Genomic DNA, 16,856 nt, shown 5'->3' with positions numbered 1-16,856 from the left:
CATATCTTGCTTTTTAATTGGATTATTCTTTATTTCTTATCTTTCAGGTGTACAATGAAAGAAGAGGTGGTTGCTGTTGGATACAAAAATAACTGCAGAGCAGCGAAGGGCAATTATAGAAAATGATAAATCGTATGACGGGCAATTCTTTTATGCGGTGAAAACAACAAAAATCTTTTGCCGTCCTTCTTGTAAATCAAGAGTTCCCAACTTTGATAATGTTACCATTTTCAAAAAGGCAGAAGATGCTTTACAGGCTGGATATAGGCCATGTAAGAGATGTAAATCTGGAGGAAGCAGCCTTCCGGATGAAGAATGGGTAACACAGGCGGAAAATTATATCAGAGAAAATTATGCAACGTCTTTAACATTAAATGAGCTTGCAGAAGCGTGTCATGGCAGTCCTTATCATTTGCATCGCGTGTTTAAAAGGTGGACAGGAATAACTCCATTGGCTTATTTGCAGCAAATTCGGCTGGAAAAAGCAAAGGACTGCTTAATAGAAACGGATTTATCTGTGAAGGAGATAGCTCATCTTATCGGTATAACAAATCCAACTCGCTTCACAACACTTTTTAAAGAAAAGAATCAACAAACACCGCGTCAATTTAGAAAAGCGTACAGGGAGAAGGTGTCTGCAATGAAGCATAACCAAGAAGAAACAATTTATTATGGAAAATTAGAGCATAACGGCTGGTCGTTCTATCTTGCGGCAACTGATAATGGATTATGCTATGTCGGATCTCAAAATAAAGAAATAGATGAAATTGAAGCCTGGGCAGATAAAAAAAGAGCAGACTCAGAACTGGTACATGATGAGGGGAAAATTAATTGTTACAAAGAGCAGCTGATTTCCTATTTAGATGGTGAACGAAAAGAATTTGATTTGGCAATGGATTTAAAAGGGACTGCTTTTCAAGAATCTGTTTGGGAAGCGCTGCAGCACATCCCTTATGGAGAAACAGTTTCGTATATGAATATAGCGGAAAAAATAGAAAAACCGAAAGCGGTACGAGCTGTTGGTGCCGCAATCGGCGCCAATCCAGTAATGATTCTGGTTCCATGTCATCGTGTGATTGCAAAGGATGGCAAGCTGACAGGATTTCGCGGAGGTATTCCGATGAAAGAAAGTTTATTAGAGCTGGAGAGGAGATAAATTCTAAGAGCATCTATTAGAATTTCTAGAGATGGAAAAAGCATTAGAAGTCTGGCACAGCCACGCTTTCTAATGCTTTATTATTTCGCAGCTCCAGAGAGCATTCTTCTTTAGAGGAAATCCTGACAGGAAACTAAGAGGTCAATCTTTTTCCACTGTATTTCCTCATCAATAGAATTTCCTTCTTCCACGGAAGCAAAACCGCATTGTGGAGATAGTGCAATGTTATCGCCCACGACGGATTTGGCTTCCAAATATCTTTTCTTAATATCATCATGTGCTTCCAATGCCGGATTTTTGGTAGAGATAAGACCGACTACAAATGTAGCGCCGGTATTTTTAAGCACTTCCCAAGGTGCAAAGGAACCGGAACGGGCATCATCATATTCCACAAAGAAACCGTCATAAGGAATCGTGCTGATAACTTCTGCGACTGAATCATAAAATCCTGAAAAGAGCGGGTTTCCTTTAAAGTTTCCTTTGCAGAAATGCGTTGCAATTGTCATGTCTTCGGGTTTTTTCTCCAAAGCCTTGGCAGAAGCTCGTCTAAACCATTCTAAAACCTCTTCTTTTGTATAACCCAGAGCGGATACTTTTTCATTGAATGTGTCATCAATCATATAGGTCCATGACGTATCATCAATCTGTAAGTAACGGCATCCATGATCGTATAAATCCTGAACGGCTTCCTGATAGGCTTTTCCAATATCCTCAATAACGAGGTCAATATCGGTGCCATAATATGGTGTATCCTTGATGCCGAGCTGAAGAAAATGATCAACCAGAATCATATTCGGTCCGGAGATAGATTTTTTTGCTTCTACGCCATCGTAATTTTTAGCGAGGCTATGTAAATAATCCCAGGCTTCTATTTCTGGATGATTCTTATTCTTGTTATAAGAAATTTTCCCTTCAATACATCCTAGCTCAATTTTGTTCGTGACGTCGTTGATTACCTTATCAAAATGCTTTGTAGTAAAGCCGTCAAATTCTTTCAGCCAGTCAAGGTGCCACCATCTGCGTCTGAACTCACCGTCTGTAACAAATTTGAGACCGTGTGCCACTTCCTTCTCCACCAAATCGGAAATGGCCTGATCTTCTGCTTCTCTTAATGCATTCAAATCAATTTCTCCATTAAAATATTTTGCACGGGCAATCTTGATTTCATCGGGTCTTAAAAAAGAACCTACAATATCGTATTTTATGTTTAACATCGCTGCAACTCCTCGTAAGTATGTATTTACTTATGCTTAATAGATTAATTATATACAGAATAATAAAAGTCTGTAAAATACTTAAAACATATTGGTAGATATAGTTTTAACATATAGCGGGTATCCTGCTTAATTATAATTTCTATCAGAAATGTTCCATTTAATTTTGAAAAGATGCAATAGCCTGTTATAACAGGGGGAATGAAGAAATTTATTCTTAGTTGAAATATTTTTATTGATTTTCGATAAATAGTTATCTATAATCAATGTTAATAATAAAATTTTAAATTGGAGATTGAGAAAATGAAAGCAATCAAACAGCTTATCCGATTTGGTTATGAACAGGCGCTGTCCTGTATCTTTCCAGTCATTATTTTTGCGTCCTTAGCGATAACAAAGTTTATCGATCTGCCTTTCCTGTCAAGATATGATTGGCTATTGGTTATCTGTCTCATCACACAGGTTTTTATGATAGCCTCCGGATTAGAAACGAAAAAAGAGCTTGTCGTCATTACCTTATTTCATATCATTGGATTGACTTTAGAAATTTTTAAAGTGAATATGGGCTCATGGGTCTATCCGGAAGAAGCGTTTACGAAGATTTTTGGAGTTCCGCTATACAGTGGTTTTATGTATGCAAGTGTCGCCAGCTATTTGTGTCAGGCATGGAGAAGATTAGATGTTCGGCTGGTAAAATGGCCATCTATCTTTTTAGCAGGACCGCTGGCAGCTGCAATTTATTTGAATTTCTTTACCCATCATTATTGGCTGGACATCAGATGGTGGCTGTCTGCATTAGTACTTATCGTATTTTTAAGAGCATGGGTGGATTATAAGGTCGGCAATAAACGCTATCGTATGCCCATCGTCCTTTCTTTTTTCCTGATTGGTTTCTTTATATGGATAGCCGAGAATATAGCAACCTTTTTCCAGGCATGGGAATATCCAAACCAGGCAGAAGTATGGAGCATGGTACATTTAGGAAAAGTAAGCTCCTGGCTGTTATTAGTCATTGTCAGCTTCTTGATTGTAGCAATGTTAAAACAATCACAGGCGAAGATAGAAGGGTTATTGGAAGGAAGTAATCAAGGAATTGCCAGAAGTAAAAGTTAATTAAGAGAAGTATTTTATATATATATAAACGAGGTGATTATGATGCAGAAAAGCTCAACGACATTTTTGAAAACAGTTATTTATTTAATGGGATTAATTATGATTGCCCTATCGGTTATTTTAATTCCGCAAATTATCATCGATATTTCGGATAGTTCTGCGATGGTTAAATGGGTCATATATCCAATTGTAATTGGTGTTTTTTTAACAACGATTCCATTTTATCTGGCACTTTACCAAGCCTTAAAACTACTGAGGCTGATTGACCAAAATCAGACCTTTTCAGAAGAGGCTGTTTTTACTCTGAAAAAGATTAAACAATGTGCCTTAACAATTACTGGGATTTATATTCTGACGATGCCGTTTATTTATTTGTTTGCCGAGAAGGATGATGCTCCAGGTGTAATTATAATTGGCATGGTGCCATTGTTTGTTTCATTTGTTGTTGCTGTATTTGCTTCCCTTTTACAGAAGCTGTTTAAAAATGCGTTAGAAATTAAAACAGAAAATGATTTGACCGTGTGAGGGGTGATGATATGGCAATAGTGATTCATATTGATGTGATGCTGGCAAAACGTAAAATGAGTGTAACGGAATTAACAGAGAAGGTTGGTATTACCATGGCAAATCTGTCTATCTTGAAAAATGGAAAAGCAAAAGCGATTCGGTTCTCTACATTGGAAAAGATTTGTGAGGCTTTGGAATGTCAGCCAGGGGATATTTTAGAGTATGTGCCGGATGAGGAAGAAGGAGTTTGAGAGGTTTTTTCTAAAGTTATACTAAAATGAATCATTGGATTCCCTTGATGAAGTTTATAAAAAAGTATAGGAATTGTCTAAAAGGTTAATTTTTAGTGCAGCTCTTTAATAAGAAACTAACAGCCATAAACTCAGGATTATTGAGGTTCATGGCTGTTTATTAATGTGATATAAAAGTGTTTGATGTATTTGACTTCAAATAATGTAAAGAGGTAAGATACTGTAATATCCTATTTCAGATAGTGAACCAATAATTTGTTTTGAAAATTATAAATGAGATTAGGAAATGGTTAGGAGTACGTTTATGAGAATTGCAGAAGCATTAAAAATTGGAGAGTTATCAGAAGGAACACTAATTACAGGGCATGAGGGGTTAAATAATATAATTAATTCTGTTGAAGTAATGGAGGTTCCTGAAGTGCTGGATTGGGTTACACCCGGTATATTGATTATGACTACTTTCTATTCGATTAAGGATGACGAAGAAAAGCAAGTTGACATTGTCCGTACTTTAATTGAGAAAGGTGCGTCTGGGATTGTAGTCAAACTTGGAAGGTTTATTAATAAGCTTCCAGAAAAAATGATTGAATTGGCAAGCAGAAGAGATTTTCCGATTATATCTATTCCAAAGAATATTTCGTATATCAATATTTTGATGCCTCTATATGAAAAATTATATGAAGAGAAACAACTGCAAATTCAAACCCATCATCCATTTACTCAAATACAAGAATCAAATTTTATTTCCATGGAGCAGGCAATTGAAAGTATGGCAGAAGTCGTGAAAGCTTCTGTCTATGTGGAAGATCTGGAAGGAAAACTTTTGTATCGTTCTGCTTATTTTAAAACAGATGGATGGAGGAAAAAGAACGCTTTATTTTCTCCTCCACAAGCTGCTTCTTATTTAAAAGTCATTGAAGGATGGATAGCAGAATTCAATGATCAATCATTTATTATTTATAAAATGCAAGGATATAAAAATAGGATGCTGATTCCTTTGACGTCAAAGAATCAAATCTTTGGAATTATTCATGTGCTCTATGCAGATGAAAAATTAGCCGAAACAGATTCTGTCACTATGAAGAAAATGAGTAATAAATTGAGTGAACTATTTATGAGTGATCAGATTTATTATCAAAAAAATCGGCTATATGAAATAGAGTTAATGGAATCTTTTTTAAATGATTTAAAGGAGAATGAAGATAAGGGAATAACCATTGTACACTTTCAAGCGCCATGGATAAGACAGTCGAACCAGCCTGCGAATTTGTTGGTGGATTCCTCCTGTCTCATCAGGAAAGAATTGGACGTTCTAATAAAGAAATTCGAATTTGGTCAGACATTAATTTTTGAAAAACATAATTATTTTTATGCATTTCATTATGGGAAAAAGGTGAATTATTCAATGCTTGTTAAGGCATGGCAGCAGATTGTTGTACAATATAATGCAAGAAACAGTGCAGAACCGATTCGTATTTCAATAAGTTCTTGCATATCAGATCCTCAAAACTTCGATCAGTCGATGCATTCTGTTACAAAAATGATGGAAATAGGGGAAAAGGTAAAACCGGAAGAAAATGTTTATATCCAAGACCAATTAGGAATTTATGAGATATTGATTAATTTAACCTCGGAAGATGTTGTGCAAAAATATACCGACACAGTTCTGTCTCCCTTGCTTCGGGAAGAAAATGATGATTTACTGCATACGCTAATCGTTTATTTGGATAATAACGGAAATGTCTCTAAAACTTCTGAAAAATTATTTATTCACAGACGTACCTTAAATTACCGAATTAATAAAATTGAAGAGGAGTTAAATATGGATATCAGTAATCCGGAAGCAGGTTTTATATTGCGTTTTTGTTTGAAAATAAAAGAATTATCTTGAAAGATAAAACGATAAAAAATATTGTTATGAATAAAAGATTGTGGAAATGAAAGAAACCGGGGCAATACTCAGACTCTACTGATAGAATTTGAGTGTTGCTCCAGTTTTTTTTGGGAACCAGGGCATTTAATTGATTTCATAACAGCTATAATGAGTTTATTTTTAGTCATTTTTAGAAAGATAAAACGTATGCACTTTTTTTGCAGTTGAAAAAAGTGTGAAAATTTATTGTAAATATATTGCACATTTTTAACATTCTAAAATAATTTATAACTCTTTATAATAGCCGGAAAGGAGATGAAGTAATGTTAGGAATTATCAGAGTATTATCAACAGATAATGAAAATATTTTGATGGAGCATGGAACAAGAATGAAAGAGTTGTATCAAATTGCCTCAAAAACAAAATGTATCGGAGAGCAGCCGAATGGTATATATGATAATGAATCGGAAGCAGCAGCGATACCCAAAATTGTTTCTCTGGCAAAAGAGCTATCCCAAGAAAGGGATATTGATGCAATTACCATCAGCTGTGCGGCGGATCCGGCATTAGATGAAGCTCGTTTGGAAACAGATATTCCAATAATCGGTGCAGGAGTCTCAGGTGCACATGCTGCCAGTATGGTAGGGAGTAAGGTTGGAATTATTGGGATAACCCAAGAGGCTCCAATAAGAATGAAAGAAGAGCTCGGAAGTCGTTTCCACGCTTATACTTCTTCACCAAAACTAAGTAAAACAACAGATTTATTCAAAGAGAACGCAAAACAGGAACTATTGACACTTGTTCATGAGCAGATAGAATCGGGTGCTGATGTTATTTTATTCGCTTGTACAGGCTTTTCAACAATACGTTTAAAGAACTATTTACAGAAAAGGGTGAAAATTCCTGTGATTGATTTAGTCGAAGCGCAGGCGATAGCCTATCAGCTAATAGAAAGCAGGGAAAAAGATGAAGAATAAAACGTTTGATCCTACATTTATTATATTCTCTATTATTATCGCGTTTTTAGGTGCGATTATTGGGATGCAGTTAATTACGTCACTGGGGATTACTCCGAATACCTCTATTATTGGTGCTCTAATTGCAATGCTAATTGCGAGGATTCCGATGCAGATGTTTTATAAATATCGTACATTGGAAAACCAGAATTTGGTGCAAACAACGATATCTGCTGCAACCTTTGGCGCAGCAAACAGTTTATTGATTCCAATTGGATTACCTTATGCAATGGGAGTTCCTGAGTTGATAATACCTATGCTGATTGGTTCAGGAATTGCTCTTGCTATCGATGCTTTAATCTTATATAAAGTGTTTGACACAAAGTTATTTGGTTCAGATGAAGCTTGGCCATCAGGAATAGCAACTGCAGAAGCTATCAAAGCAGGAGATGAAGGTGGAAAGAAAGCCAAATATTTAAGTTTGGGCATTGTTGGCGGGGTAATTGGTTCTTACTTTGGCATCTCGATGTCAGCCTTTGGTGTAGCTTTTATCGGTAATATTTGGGCTCTTGCCATGTTTGGAATAGGTTTATTACTTATGGGATATTCTGATCCTTTATTTGGATTAGACTTAAATGCATATTATATTCCACATGGCATGATGATTGGTGCGGGAAGTGTAGCACTGTTACAGTTTATTTTCATCCTTGTCAAATCGAGAAAAGAACAGAGAAAAATAAATGAACAGATTCCAGAGCGTGAATATACACGTACAGAAAAGGATATCAAAACTGGTTTTGGACTTGGTTATCTATTTTATGCTCTAGGTGCAGTGGTAGTCGCAATTTTAGGTGGAATTATGACAGACATGCCAGTATGGCAGATTGTTATATTTGTTTTATTTGCTGCACTTGCTGCTATCATCAGTGAGATGATTGTCGGAATTGCCGCTATGCACTCTGGATGGTTTCCTGCATTTGCAGTAACGCTGATTTTCTTATTAATCGGAATGATGATTGGATTTCCACCGATTGCCCTTGCGTTACTAACAGGATATACCGCTTCGACTGGACCTGCTTTTGCAGACTTGGGATTTGATTTGAAAACAGGTGTTATTTTACGAAAAGGGGCCACTCTGGAGCAGGAATTGTTTGGAAGGAAGCAACAGCTTAAAAGTGCGTTTATCGGATTTGTTGTCGCATTTGTCGTTGTTTTTTTATTCGCAGAGAGTTTCTTTGAACAAGGACTCATTCCACCTGTTGATGCAGTTTATGCAGCAACAATTGAATCGGGTCTGACAGGAAATGTAGGCATGATGATATTAATATGGGCCATTCCTGGTGCAATTATCCAGCTTATTGGCGGTCCAAAACGTCAAATGGGAGTTTTATTTGCGACAGGTTTGCTGATTGTTAACCCACTTGCCGGCTGGGCTGTTATCGCCGGACTGATTATTCGAATAGCAGTTATCAAGCTTCGAGGCCAAGAGGCAGAAAATACAATGTATACGATGGCAGCCGGATTTATCGCCGGTGATGCGATTTATAGCTTCTTTTCATCTTTATGGAAAGCAAGATAATTAGGGGGATTGGACAATGGTTAGAAAAATGTTGACAAAAGAAGATGCAATCAGTGCTGTATATGGAGGATGTATTCTTGGCGGAGGTGGAGGCGGCTGGATCGCTGACGGCTTAGAAAAGACCGACCTTGCTTTTGCTTTGGGGAATCCGGAGCTGATTACAGTCGATGAATTGCAGGACAATGAATTTGTTCCTTGTGTTTCCTTAGTAGGAGCTCCTTCCGCTAAAGAAATGTATGTTGATTCCGATCAATTAGTTAATACAATTCATCGAATGAAAATGGAATTTGACAAGCCGATTGCAGCATTAATGACAAATGAAAATGGTGCTTCAACAACGATTAATGGCTGGCTGCAAGCTGCTGCTACTGGCTTGCCAGTAGTAGATGCCCCTTCCAATGGGAGAGCACATCCAACAGGTTCCATGGGGTCAATGAATCTTTCCGAAGTAGCGGATTATCAATCGATTCAAACCTTTGCTGGAGGGAAAGGTGATAAAGAAGCAGCTGGTTCCATCACAGGTACATTAGACCTTACTTCCAGTGCAGTCCGCTCCATCTCAGTGCAAGCAGGAGGCATGGTTGGTGTTTGCCGAAATCCAGTCGATACACAGTATATTAAGGAAAATGCAGCAGTTGGAGCAATAACACAGGCAATTGAACTAGGTAATGAATTTTTATCTGTACCTGAGGGTCCAGAACGGATTGAAAAAGCAGTGACGTACTTAAAAGGAAGAATTATTCATTCTGGTAAAGTGAATGAATTTCAATTAGATAAAACAGGTGGATTTGATGTTGGTTATGTTCGCATTGATGATTTAGAGCTTACTTTTTGGAACGAATATATGACCGCAGAAAAGAACGGAGAGCGTAAAGGAACATTTCCTGATCTAATTATGACTTTCGATGTCGAGACTGGGAAACCGCTTGTTAGTGCAGAAATTAAAGAAGGCATAAAAATAGCTGTTATGTCAGTACCAAAAGAGAACTTACTTTTAAGTTCTACCATGTACAATCAGAAGCTATTAAAAACGGTAGAGCCAATTATCAATAAATCAATTATTTAAAAGAATATACAAAACACGTTAAGGAGCTGAAGATAAAATGTCTTTAAAATATACAATGGAAGTTATGGAATTATTAGATAATCCAAGTATCAATGGTGAAAAAATTGTAAAACTGTTCGATGAAATGACTTATTGCGATGCCGGTTTTGAGACAGTAAATGGAGAAGCTGGTTCGACTGATTTCATTAAAATAGTGATTAAAGGAACAAATGGAAAAATAGACGGAGGGGAAGCGCCTTCTTTAGGTATTGTTGGAAGATTAGGCGGACTTGGTGCACGTCCAAATCGTATCGGGTTTGTCTCTGATGGGGATGGTGCGGCTGCAGCAGTTACAACAGCTTTGAAACTAGCAACGATGGCTGAAAAAGGAGATCGCCTGCCTGGAGATATTTATATCACCACACATATTTGTCCAAATGCACCAACTCAGCCACATAAGCCTGTAGACTTTATGGGATCACCGGTTGATATTTTGACGATGAATCAATATGAAGTATTCCCAGAGATGGATGCAGTATTATCTATCGATACGACAAAAGGAAATAAAGTATTTAATCACCGCGGAATAGCATTGTCACCAACTGTGAAGTCTGGATATGTTTTAAAATTCAACGATGACTTAATAAGAATTATGGAGATGACAACGGGAGAATTACCAGTCACTTTTGCGGTCACCACACAGGATATTACTCCATATGGAAATGATGTTTTCCATATTAACAGTATCCTCCAACCATCAGTTGCGACAGATGCACCAGTTATTGGTGTAGCAATAACTGCGCAGACAGCTGTTCCGGGAAGCGGTACAGGAGCAAGCCATGAAGTGGATGTTGCACAGGCTGTCCGTTTTTCAATTGAAGTAGCTAAAGAATTTACTCAGAAGCAAATCGAATTTTATGATGAAGCAGAGTATAATCGTTTGGAAGAACTTTATGGATCGATGAAACATCTGCAAACATTGGGGAAAGCCTAAGATGGGAAAAGGAAGCGTTGGCGTCTTAACTATCGGACAAGCTCCGCGTACAGATGTTACTCCTTCTATTCAGAGAATTCTTGGATCAGAAACAGAAATCATTGAAAAAGGAGCATTGGACCGGCTTGATGTGGATTCATTTCATACCGTTGCTCCGGATGCTTCGGACATAACGTATATATCCAGAGTCAGAAACGGAGGCTCTGTGAAAATGGGAAAATCAAAACTTCTTCCACTGCTCCAGGAAGAAAGAGATATGTTGGAAGAACAGACAGAAGTAATTATTATGCTTTGTACAGGAGATTTTCCAACTTTACAAGGGACCAAGCCAATTATTTATCCAGACGTTGAGTTAAACCAAGCTGTCCACAAGGTAATGCCGTCAGGAAATCTGGGGTTAATTATTCCTTTAGAAGAGCAAAGAGATTCGTTGATTGAAAAGTGGAATCATCCGGAAATAAAAAAGCTTGTGGAAGTAGCTTCTCCTTATGAAAAAAGTAATATAGAAGGAGCTGCAAGAGCTTTAAAAAACCGGGGAGCAGATTTGATTGTCCTTGATTGTATGGGTTACAATGAAGAGCATGAGAAGAGAGCAGTAAATGCAAGTGGACTAAAGGTATTTCTGCCAAGAAAAGTCGCTGCTTATGCAGCAAAAGCACACTTAAATAGATTATAATTTTTAAGGCATAGAAAGAAGGCAGTAAAATGAATTCTTTTCAGCAAACCGTTGCGAAATTAATGAAGAATAATGTATTTGCAGAGAAAGATACGATAATTTTAGTGGTAACAGATCATAGTACAGAAGCTCTGGGAAAGAAATTTAATGAGGCTTTGGAGCAGGATGGCTGGAATACAAATTTACAAATAATGTCGGACCGCAGTAAATCGGGAGAAGAACCATCGGAAGCAATCTCTGAAGCGATGCTTTCATATGATCTTGTATTCTGCCTGACCAAGCATTCCCTTACTCATACGGCTGCAAGAAAAAATGCAAATGCCCATGGGGTAAGTGTGATTACGATGCCAGGAATTACGGAAGATATGATTCTTCAAGGAGCAATGAGTGCAGATTACAAGCGCGTAGAAAAAGAAACAAACGAAATGACCGCTAAGCTGACAAAAGCGAAAGCAGTAACCATTACAACTGGAAAAGAAAAAAATCTTAAACTCCGTATTCCGCTAGAAGGCAGAGATGGAATAGCAAGCACAGGAATATTCCGCGGTAAAACAGCATCAGGAAACCTTCCATCTGGGGAAGCATATATTGCTCCTGTAGAAGGACTGGCTGAAGGGAAAATAGAAATAAATGGGTCCATGGCAGGAATCGGATTGGTAGATGGGCCTGTTGTTTTGACAGTTGAAAAAGGACGGCTTGTTCAAGCAACCGGAGAACAGGGGGAATTGCTATTAACCCTTCTTGGAGAAGGAAATGGGCGTCTGGCAGCTGAGCTTGGAATTGGCACGAACCATGCTGCGAGAATCACTGGAAATATTTTAGAAGATGAAAAAGCTTATGAAACGGTCCATGTTGCTTTTGGCTCTAATCATACTTTTGGCGGAATGAATAAAGCAGATGTGCATATTGATTGTGTTACCAAAAAACCGCAATTAGATTGGGAATTTGAATAAAAATATAAAACAGATATTCCATTTTATGGAATATCTGTTTTATATTTTTATGGGCATTGTGTTACAGCGTTAAAAAATACGAAGCGTTCTCAGAAAAAAGATTAAACAGCTGTATTTTTGCTCTTCAACAAATCAATCAGTCTATATAGATAATAAGCTCCTCTTAATTGCTGCTCGATTTGATAATCCATATAATCCAGTGCATCAATAACAATTTTTCTGGCATCTGTTAAACTATGATGCTGTATCTTATCCAGGATATCGCGTACGGTGTCCAATAAATAAACAGAGGATTGTACCGTTTTGATGATCAATATTCTCCTCATATCCTCCCTTGTATATAGTCGATAACCATTTTCCGGATTTCTTTCAGGAGTGATTAACCCTTCCTTTTCCCAATGTCTGAGGGTGGTTGCAGCAACATGTAATTCGTCTTCTACTTCTCCAATCGAATAATATTTCTTTTGCTGTTTTTTCATGAAATCCTGTATATTATCTGGACTTAAGATAGAAGCAGCATCCAATGCCTGCTGTTTTCTTTCAAATAACTCAGCCTGCACTTGGTTGACTTCCCATAATGCTTCAATATATTTATTTTCCTGCAGCAGAGGCATCACTCTGCGGACGGTCCCCATCCCAAAACCAGGGTACATAGCCCGGATACACTGAAAATAAGCTTCATGGACCTCAGTGTACACACGATATCCATTTGCTTTCCGAATCGCTTTTGGCACAATGCCCCATTCTTCATAGTGTCTTAATGCGCTTGTTCCTACATCTAGTTTCTTAGCAATATCGATTGGCCGCAGTTCCATGATTACCTCCAAAGATTAGATTAAAACCTTATAGACCCATGACGGGTTTTGGTTAATTGAACGTTATTATAGCTTATCATTTTAACTCAAACTTTGCACTTGCACAAATGTTATATGATGGTAATAGATGTTAGAAAGGAGGGATATCAAGATGCAATTGGTTATTAAAACTATCGTTCATCATGTCACCATGAAAAAAACATTGCACTTGAAAACAGAAAACAGAAAGAAAACAAAAATCACGGAGGAGGAATATCAACATGCATAATGTAATGACCGTAAACGGAGCGCGGGAGAATAATCTAAAGAATCTTTCTGTGTCTATCCCTAAAAACAAACTGATTGTGGTTACAGGCCCTTCTGGGTCTGGGAAAAGCACGCTTGCTCTGGACATCTTATTCAATGAATGTCAGCGTCAATATTTAGAATCAATGGGGATGCAGGGAATCAACAAACCCAAAGTTGATTCTATCAGCGGGTTATCACCTGCAATCAGTATCAATCAGCATATCACCAATCGGAATCCACGTTCGACAGTGGGGACGATGACAGATATGTATACCAGCTTGAGAATGGTATTTGAAAAGCTTGGAGAAAGAACATGCCCAAGCTGTCAATATAGCATTAATCCAATGACTTATGAAGGAAACGTGGAAAAAGAAGCGGATAGCTTTACAGAATATATCTTATGTCCGAATTGTAATGTAAAAATGGAAAAGCTGACTCGGACGCACTTTTCTTATAATACAACCGAAGGAGCTTGTTCGAACTGTAAAGGATTGGGAGAAACAGTAGCTATTCATTTGCCATCAGTTTTTCATGAGGAGCTTTCTTTAGAGGATGGCGCTGTGGATATTTTTGCCGGGCGTTATGGCGAATATCAAATTGCTGTTTTAAAAGCAGCTTTTCAATATTATCAGCTTCCGGATGCCGATAACGTAGCTATCAGGGACTTTAATGAAGGGCAAAAGGCTATTCTTTACTATGGTGTAGAAAGTGATGAAGTGAAGCAGCTGTTTCCAAACGTAAAGCCTCCAAAAACAGTAGAAAAAGGAAAATTCCCCGGCGTATTAACCTCGATGTGGCGCCGATATGCAGAGCATGATGGTTCTTCAGCCGAAGCAGATGCTTATTTCTATTCGCAGACTTGTCCAGCTTGTCATGGAGAACGTTTAAATGAAGTGAGCAGATCAGTTACCGTTGAAGGCTGGACAATTCCACAGCTGGTTGTCCATTCTTTAGAGGAAATGGCAGCTTGGATAGATAAATTAGAAGCATCACTGGAGCAGACAAGTTATCAGCTTGTCGAAACATTTGTGGAGGATATAAAAACAAAGCTTTCCCGAATTATCAAAATAGGGCTGGGTTATCTGACACTGGATAGACAAGTGATTACGTTATCCGGCGGGGAGGCACAGCGTATTCGGTTATCTGCACTTTTAGATTCTGCACTTACCGGTGTATTATATATTATGGATGAGCCGACAGTCGGTTTGCACCCGAAGGACACAGCCGGCCTGATTAGTATCTTAAAGCATTTGCGTGATTTAGGGAATACCGTTCTGTTGATTGAGCATGATGTGGATGTCATGCGGGAGGCAGATTATATTATTGATATTGGACCGGGAGCTGGAAAGCTTGGAGGTACTGTGGTTGGTCAAGGAACACTGCAGGAATTGCTTCAGCAGGAAAAGTCAGTTACAGGGCAATATTTGCGTGCAGAGAAGCCTCGGAAAATGAATAATCGGACAAAGAAATACGAAGCCGGGATAACAATACATCACGCTGCTGCCAATAATCTTCAGGATGTGACCGTAACTTTTCCGACAGCCTGCTTAACCGCAGTAACTGGTGTTTCAGGCTCAGGAAAGTCATCGCTGTTATTTGAAGTGCTGGCAAAAGCGAATGATGCCATCCATGAAGACTTTGAAAAAATAACTGGTCTAGATGTCTTTGATCAGATGATTATTGTCGGCCAGTCTCCGCTCAGCAGAATGAAACGGTCCAATACGGCAACTTACATTGATTTATTTACACCTGTTCGAGCTATGTTTGCTAAGCTGCCGGAAGCAAAGGAAAAGAAGCTCACAGCAAAGCATTTCTCCTTCAATACAGCAGGAGGTCGCTGTGAAAATTGTCAGGGACTTGGCTATGTAACGACCAATATGCTCTTTTTCCCTGATTTAGAGGTCGTTTGTCCGGAATGTCTGGGGAGAAGGTTTAAACAAGAGATATTAGCAGTAAAATACCAGGGCTATTCTATCAATGATATTTTAGAAAGCTCTATCCATGAATGCCTTTCTATATTTGAAGGGGAGAAAAAGATACAAGCCATCTTAAAGCTCCTAACAGAAATCGGTTTAGGCTATTTGAAAATGGGACAATCCTTAACCACTTTATCTGGAGGAGAAGGGCAACGATTAAAGCTGGCCAAAGAATTAATGAAGCAAGGGAAAAAGACGTCACTATATTTATTAGATGAGCCGACCACTGGATTGCATCCGAATGATACGATTCAGCTGCTCAAGCTGTTAAATCGGCTGGTGGATGCAGGAAATACAGTGATTATGGTGGAGCACAACAGTCAGGTAATCGAAGCAGCAGACTGGGTGGTCGATTTAGGTCCTGAAGGCGGTGCAAAAGGAGGAAAGGTGATTGCAGAAGGAACACCAGAGATGATAAAGGAAAACAAAGCTTCATATACAGGACAGTATTTGCAGGTTTAATTTATCGCAGTGTGACTGGCGGGAAAACTCCCACTGAGGGAAGTTTCATTTTAAATATACTTTGCTTGAAAAGGACATCCTTAAAAAAGAAGGGTGGCCTTTTCAAATAATAAAGCTTCCAACTAAATGGAATGAATCCTTGCAGGGGGAAGCAACGTAAGTAGAAAGAAAGGGATATGAATTAGTGAATATAACTTTGCCAAATGACCATATATTCAATTAGCAGAGGAGGCAGAAGAAAATGCGTTATGAATTTCACGCAATAACAATGCTGATTGTTGCATTGGCGGCTGTTGCAGTAATATTTTTATTACGTAAATCTAACAGATTATCTATTCTAATCGGTCTGCTCAGCTGGATTGCTTTAAGTGCTTATTTTATCATCGAAGCAGTTGTTATCCGGGCAACTACAGCTCCTTATAGCTTTATGAATCAACCGATGAGTGACCTTGGAGTAACGGCTTGTGGAACGGATACGTATGTACTTGCAAGCTACGCTATCTGTTCACCCTACCATTGGCTGATGAACTGGACATTTTTCTTAACCGGGTTAGCTGTTTTGATGGGTGCTGTTTTGCTGTACCCGCTATGGCCCAAGGTTCGTTCTGCTAAAATAGCAAGTATTTTTATTGGAATTTTTGGAGTGAGTTATGGCATCTCTGGTATCATTCCTGCAGATATTCATTTTTATTGGCATACGTTCACAGCACTCCCGGGAATGATTGTGCAGATTCCTGCGATGATTTTAATCAGTATTGCGATTTATAAAAAAATGCCGCGTCTATTTTGGTGGACGATGATTTGTACGACAGTCACTTCAGCAGCTCTTTTCAGTCTTTTCTTACAGCCTGTATTGACCAGTCTGCCCGGCGGTTTGCTTCAGCGTATTCTCTATGCCTCGGTATATATCTGGCTGACAGGTACGGCTATTGGTCTCTGGAGCAGGGGATATGATATATGAAGCTGAATTGCAAAGACATGGATAAATGCATGAAATA

The 16,856-nt window shown here is 38.4% G+C and carries 15 protein-coding genes and 1 pseudogene; 14 read left to right on the top strand and 2 right to left on the bottom strand.

Annotation, left to right across the window (positions count from 1 at the left end):
* Positions 1–70: 70 nt before the first annotated feature.
* Both ACZSMY_RS07825 and ACZSMY_RS07820 read left to right on the top strand, forming a co-directional pair.
* Positions 71–616 (top strand): annotated as a pseudogene (locus tag ACZSMY_RS07825) (bifunctional transcriptional activator/DNA repair enzyme AdaA); the annotation flags it as partial.
* A 24-nt stretch (positions 617–640) separates the two neighbouring features.
* Positions 641–1,156, top strand: a complete 516-nt coding sequence (locus ACZSMY_RS07820; protein WP_212928318.1) for a methylated-DNA--[protein]-cysteine S-methyltransferase — start codon at positions 641–643, stop codon at positions 1,154–1,156.
* A gap of 110 nt (positions 1,157–1,266) precedes the next feature.
* On the opposite strand, the gene ACZSMY_RS07815 is transcribed toward ACZSMY_RS07820, so the two are convergent.
* Positions 1,267–2,370, bottom strand: a complete 1,104-nt coding sequence (locus ACZSMY_RS07815; protein ID WP_042533299.1) for a 5-methyltetrahydropteroyltriglutamate--homocysteine S-methyltransferase — start codon at positions 2,368–2,370, stop codon at positions 1,267–1,269.
* A gap of 303 nt (positions 2,371–2,673) precedes the next feature.
* Between ACZSMY_RS07815 and ACZSMY_RS07810 the strand changes: the two genes are divergently transcribed.
* From ACZSMY_RS07810 to ACZSMY_RS07765, 10 genes are all read left to right on the top strand, one after another.
* Positions 2,674–3,483, top strand: a complete 810-nt coding sequence (locus tag ACZSMY_RS07810) for a DUF817 domain-containing protein (protein WP_042533300.1) — start codon at positions 2,674–2,676, stop codon at positions 3,481–3,483.
* A gap of 39 nt (positions 3,484–3,522) precedes the next feature.
* The gene (locus ACZSMY_RS07805; protein ID WP_332094141.1) at positions 3,523–4,008 is read left to right on the top strand and encodes a DUF2975 domain-containing protein; all 486 of its coding nucleotides are present in this window, start codon (positions 3,523–3,525) and stop codon (positions 4,006–4,008) included.
* Between the two features lie 11 nt (positions 4,009–4,019).
* Complete coding sequence (locus ACZSMY_RS07800; protein WP_042533305.1) at positions 4,020–4,241, top strand: helix-turn-helix domain-containing protein; 222 nt, start codon at positions 4,020–4,022, stop codon at positions 4,239–4,241.
* A gap of 304 nt (positions 4,242–4,545) precedes the next feature.
* The gene (locus ACZSMY_RS07795; RefSeq protein WP_042533307.1) at positions 4,546–6,132 is read left to right on the top strand and encodes a PucR family transcriptional regulator; all 1,587 of its coding nucleotides are present in this window, start codon (positions 4,546–4,548) and stop codon (positions 6,130–6,132) included.
* Positions 6,133–6,437: 305 nt separating this feature from the next.
* Complete coding sequence (locus tag ACZSMY_RS07790; RefSeq protein WP_042533309.1) at positions 6,438–7,091, top strand: aspartate/glutamate racemase family protein; 654 nt, start codon at positions 6,438–6,440, stop codon at positions 7,089–7,091.
* The gene (locus ACZSMY_RS07785; protein ID WP_256706022.1) at positions 7,081–8,649 is read left to right on the top strand and encodes an OPT/YSL family transporter; all 1,569 of its coding nucleotides are present in this window, start codon (positions 7,081–7,083) and stop codon (positions 8,647–8,649) included. Before ACZSMY_RS07790 ends, ACZSMY_RS07785 begins: the two co-directional genes overlap by 11 nt.
* A gap of 16 nt (positions 8,650–8,665) precedes the next feature.
* Complete coding sequence (locus ACZSMY_RS07780) at positions 8,666–9,715, top strand: DUF917 domain-containing protein (RefSeq protein ID WP_042533313.1); 1,050 nt, start codon at positions 8,666–8,668, stop codon at positions 9,713–9,715.
* 37 nt (positions 9,716–9,752) lie between these two features.
* Entirely contained in the window at positions 9,753–10,688 is a 936-nt protein-coding gene (locus ACZSMY_RS07775) for a DUF1177 domain-containing protein (protein WP_289585331.1), read from the top strand.
* A gap of 1 nt (position 10,689) precedes the next feature.
* Positions 10,690–11,364 carry an AroM family protein gene (locus ACZSMY_RS07770; protein WP_256706024.1) on the top strand — a complete coding sequence of 225 codons (675 nt, stop codon included), beginning with the start codon at positions 10,690–10,692 and terminating at the stop codon, positions 11,362–11,364.
* A 29-nt stretch (positions 11,365–11,393) separates the two neighbouring features.
* Positions 11,394–12,317 carry an aminopeptidase gene (locus tag ACZSMY_RS07765; protein ID WP_042533318.1) on the top strand — a complete coding sequence of 308 codons (924 nt, stop codon included), beginning with the start codon at positions 11,394–11,396 and terminating at the stop codon, positions 12,315–12,317.
* Positions 12,318–12,418: 101 nt separating this feature from the next.
* On the opposite strand, the gene ACZSMY_RS07760 is transcribed toward ACZSMY_RS07765, so the two are convergent.
* Positions 12,419–13,132 (bottom strand): MerR family transcriptional regulator, encoded by a 714-nt coding sequence (locus tag ACZSMY_RS07760; protein ID WP_042533320.1) that lies wholly within the window; start codon positions 13,130–13,132, stop codon positions 12,419–12,421.
* A 260-nt stretch (positions 13,133–13,392) separates the two neighbouring features.
* Here ACZSMY_RS07760 and uvrA point away from each other — a divergent pair, with 260 nt between their 5' ends.
* Positions 13,393–15,858, top strand: a complete 2,466-nt coding sequence (uvrA, locus tag ACZSMY_RS07755; protein WP_465147643.1) for an excinuclease ABC subunit UvrA — start codon at positions 13,393–13,395, stop codon at positions 15,856–15,858.
* Positions 15,859–16,099: 241 nt separating this feature from the next.
* Positions 16,100–16,819, top strand: a complete 720-nt coding sequence (locus ACZSMY_RS07750) for a DUF998 domain-containing protein (RefSeq protein WP_042533324.1) — start codon at positions 16,100–16,102, stop codon at positions 16,817–16,819.
* The last annotated feature ends 37 nt before the right edge of the window (positions 16,820–16,856 follow it).

Source organism: Oceanobacillus sp. B139/18, from assembly GCF_055524595.1.
The sequence above is the reverse complement of the archived record's forward strand: the minus strand, read 5'-3'. Positions and strand labels throughout refer to the sequence as shown.

Excerpts from the sequence above, each read along its gene's own strand:
- uvrA (WP_465147643.1), top strand. The coding sequence starts at position 13,393 with ATGCATAATGTAATGACCGTAAACGGAGCGCGGGAGAATAATCTAAAG.
- ACZSMY_RS07760 (WP_042533320.1), bottom strand. The coding sequence starts at position 13,132 with ATGGAACTGCGGCCAATCGATATTGCTAAGAAACTAGATGTAGGAACA.
- ACZSMY_RS07810 (WP_042533300.1), top strand. The coding sequence starts at position 2,674 with ATGAAAGCAATCAAACAGCTTATCCGATTTGGTTATGAACAGGCGCTG.
- ACZSMY_RS07800 (WP_042533305.1), top strand. The coding sequence starts at position 4,020 with ATGGCAATAGTGATTCATATTGATGTGATGCTGGCAAAACGTAAAATG.
- ACZSMY_RS07820 (WP_212928318.1), top strand. The coding sequence starts at position 641 with ATGAAGCATAACCAAGAAGAAACAATTTATTATGGAAAATTAGAGCAT.
- ACZSMY_RS07790 (WP_042533309.1), top strand. The coding sequence starts at position 6,438 with ATGTTAGGAATTATCAGAGTATTATCAACAGATAATGAAAATATTTTG.
- ACZSMY_RS07775 (WP_289585331.1), top strand. The coding sequence starts at position 9,753 with ATGTCTTTAAAATATACAATGGAAGTTATGGAATTATTAGATAATCCA.
- ACZSMY_RS07765 (WP_042533318.1), top strand. The coding sequence starts at position 11,394 with ATGAATTCTTTTCAGCAAACCGTTGCGAAATTAATGAAGAATAATGTA.
- ACZSMY_RS07780 (WP_042533313.1), top strand. The coding sequence starts at position 8,666 with ATGGTTAGAAAAATGTTGACAAAAGAAGATGCAATCAGTGCTGTATAT.
- ACZSMY_RS07750 (WP_042533324.1), top strand. The coding sequence starts at position 16,100 with ATGCGTTATGAATTTCACGCAATAACAATGCTGATTGTTGCATTGGCG.
- ACZSMY_RS07805 (WP_332094141.1), top strand. The coding sequence starts at position 3,523 with ATGATGCAGAAAAGCTCAACGACATTTTTGAAAACAGTTATTTATTTA.
- ACZSMY_RS07815 (WP_042533299.1), bottom strand. The coding sequence starts at position 2,370 with ATGTTAAACATAAAATACGATATTGTAGGTTCTTTTTTAAGACCCGAT.
- ACZSMY_RS07785 (WP_256706022.1), top strand. The coding sequence starts at position 7,081 with ATGAAGAATAAAACGTTTGATCCTACATTTATTATATTCTCTATTATT.
- ACZSMY_RS07770 (WP_256706024.1), top strand. The coding sequence starts at position 10,690 with ATGGGAAAAGGAAGCGTTGGCGTCTTAACTATCGGACAAGCTCCGCGT.
- ACZSMY_RS07795 (WP_042533307.1), top strand. The coding sequence starts at position 4,546 with ATGAGAATTGCAGAAGCATTAAAAATTGGAGAGTTATCAGAAGGAACA.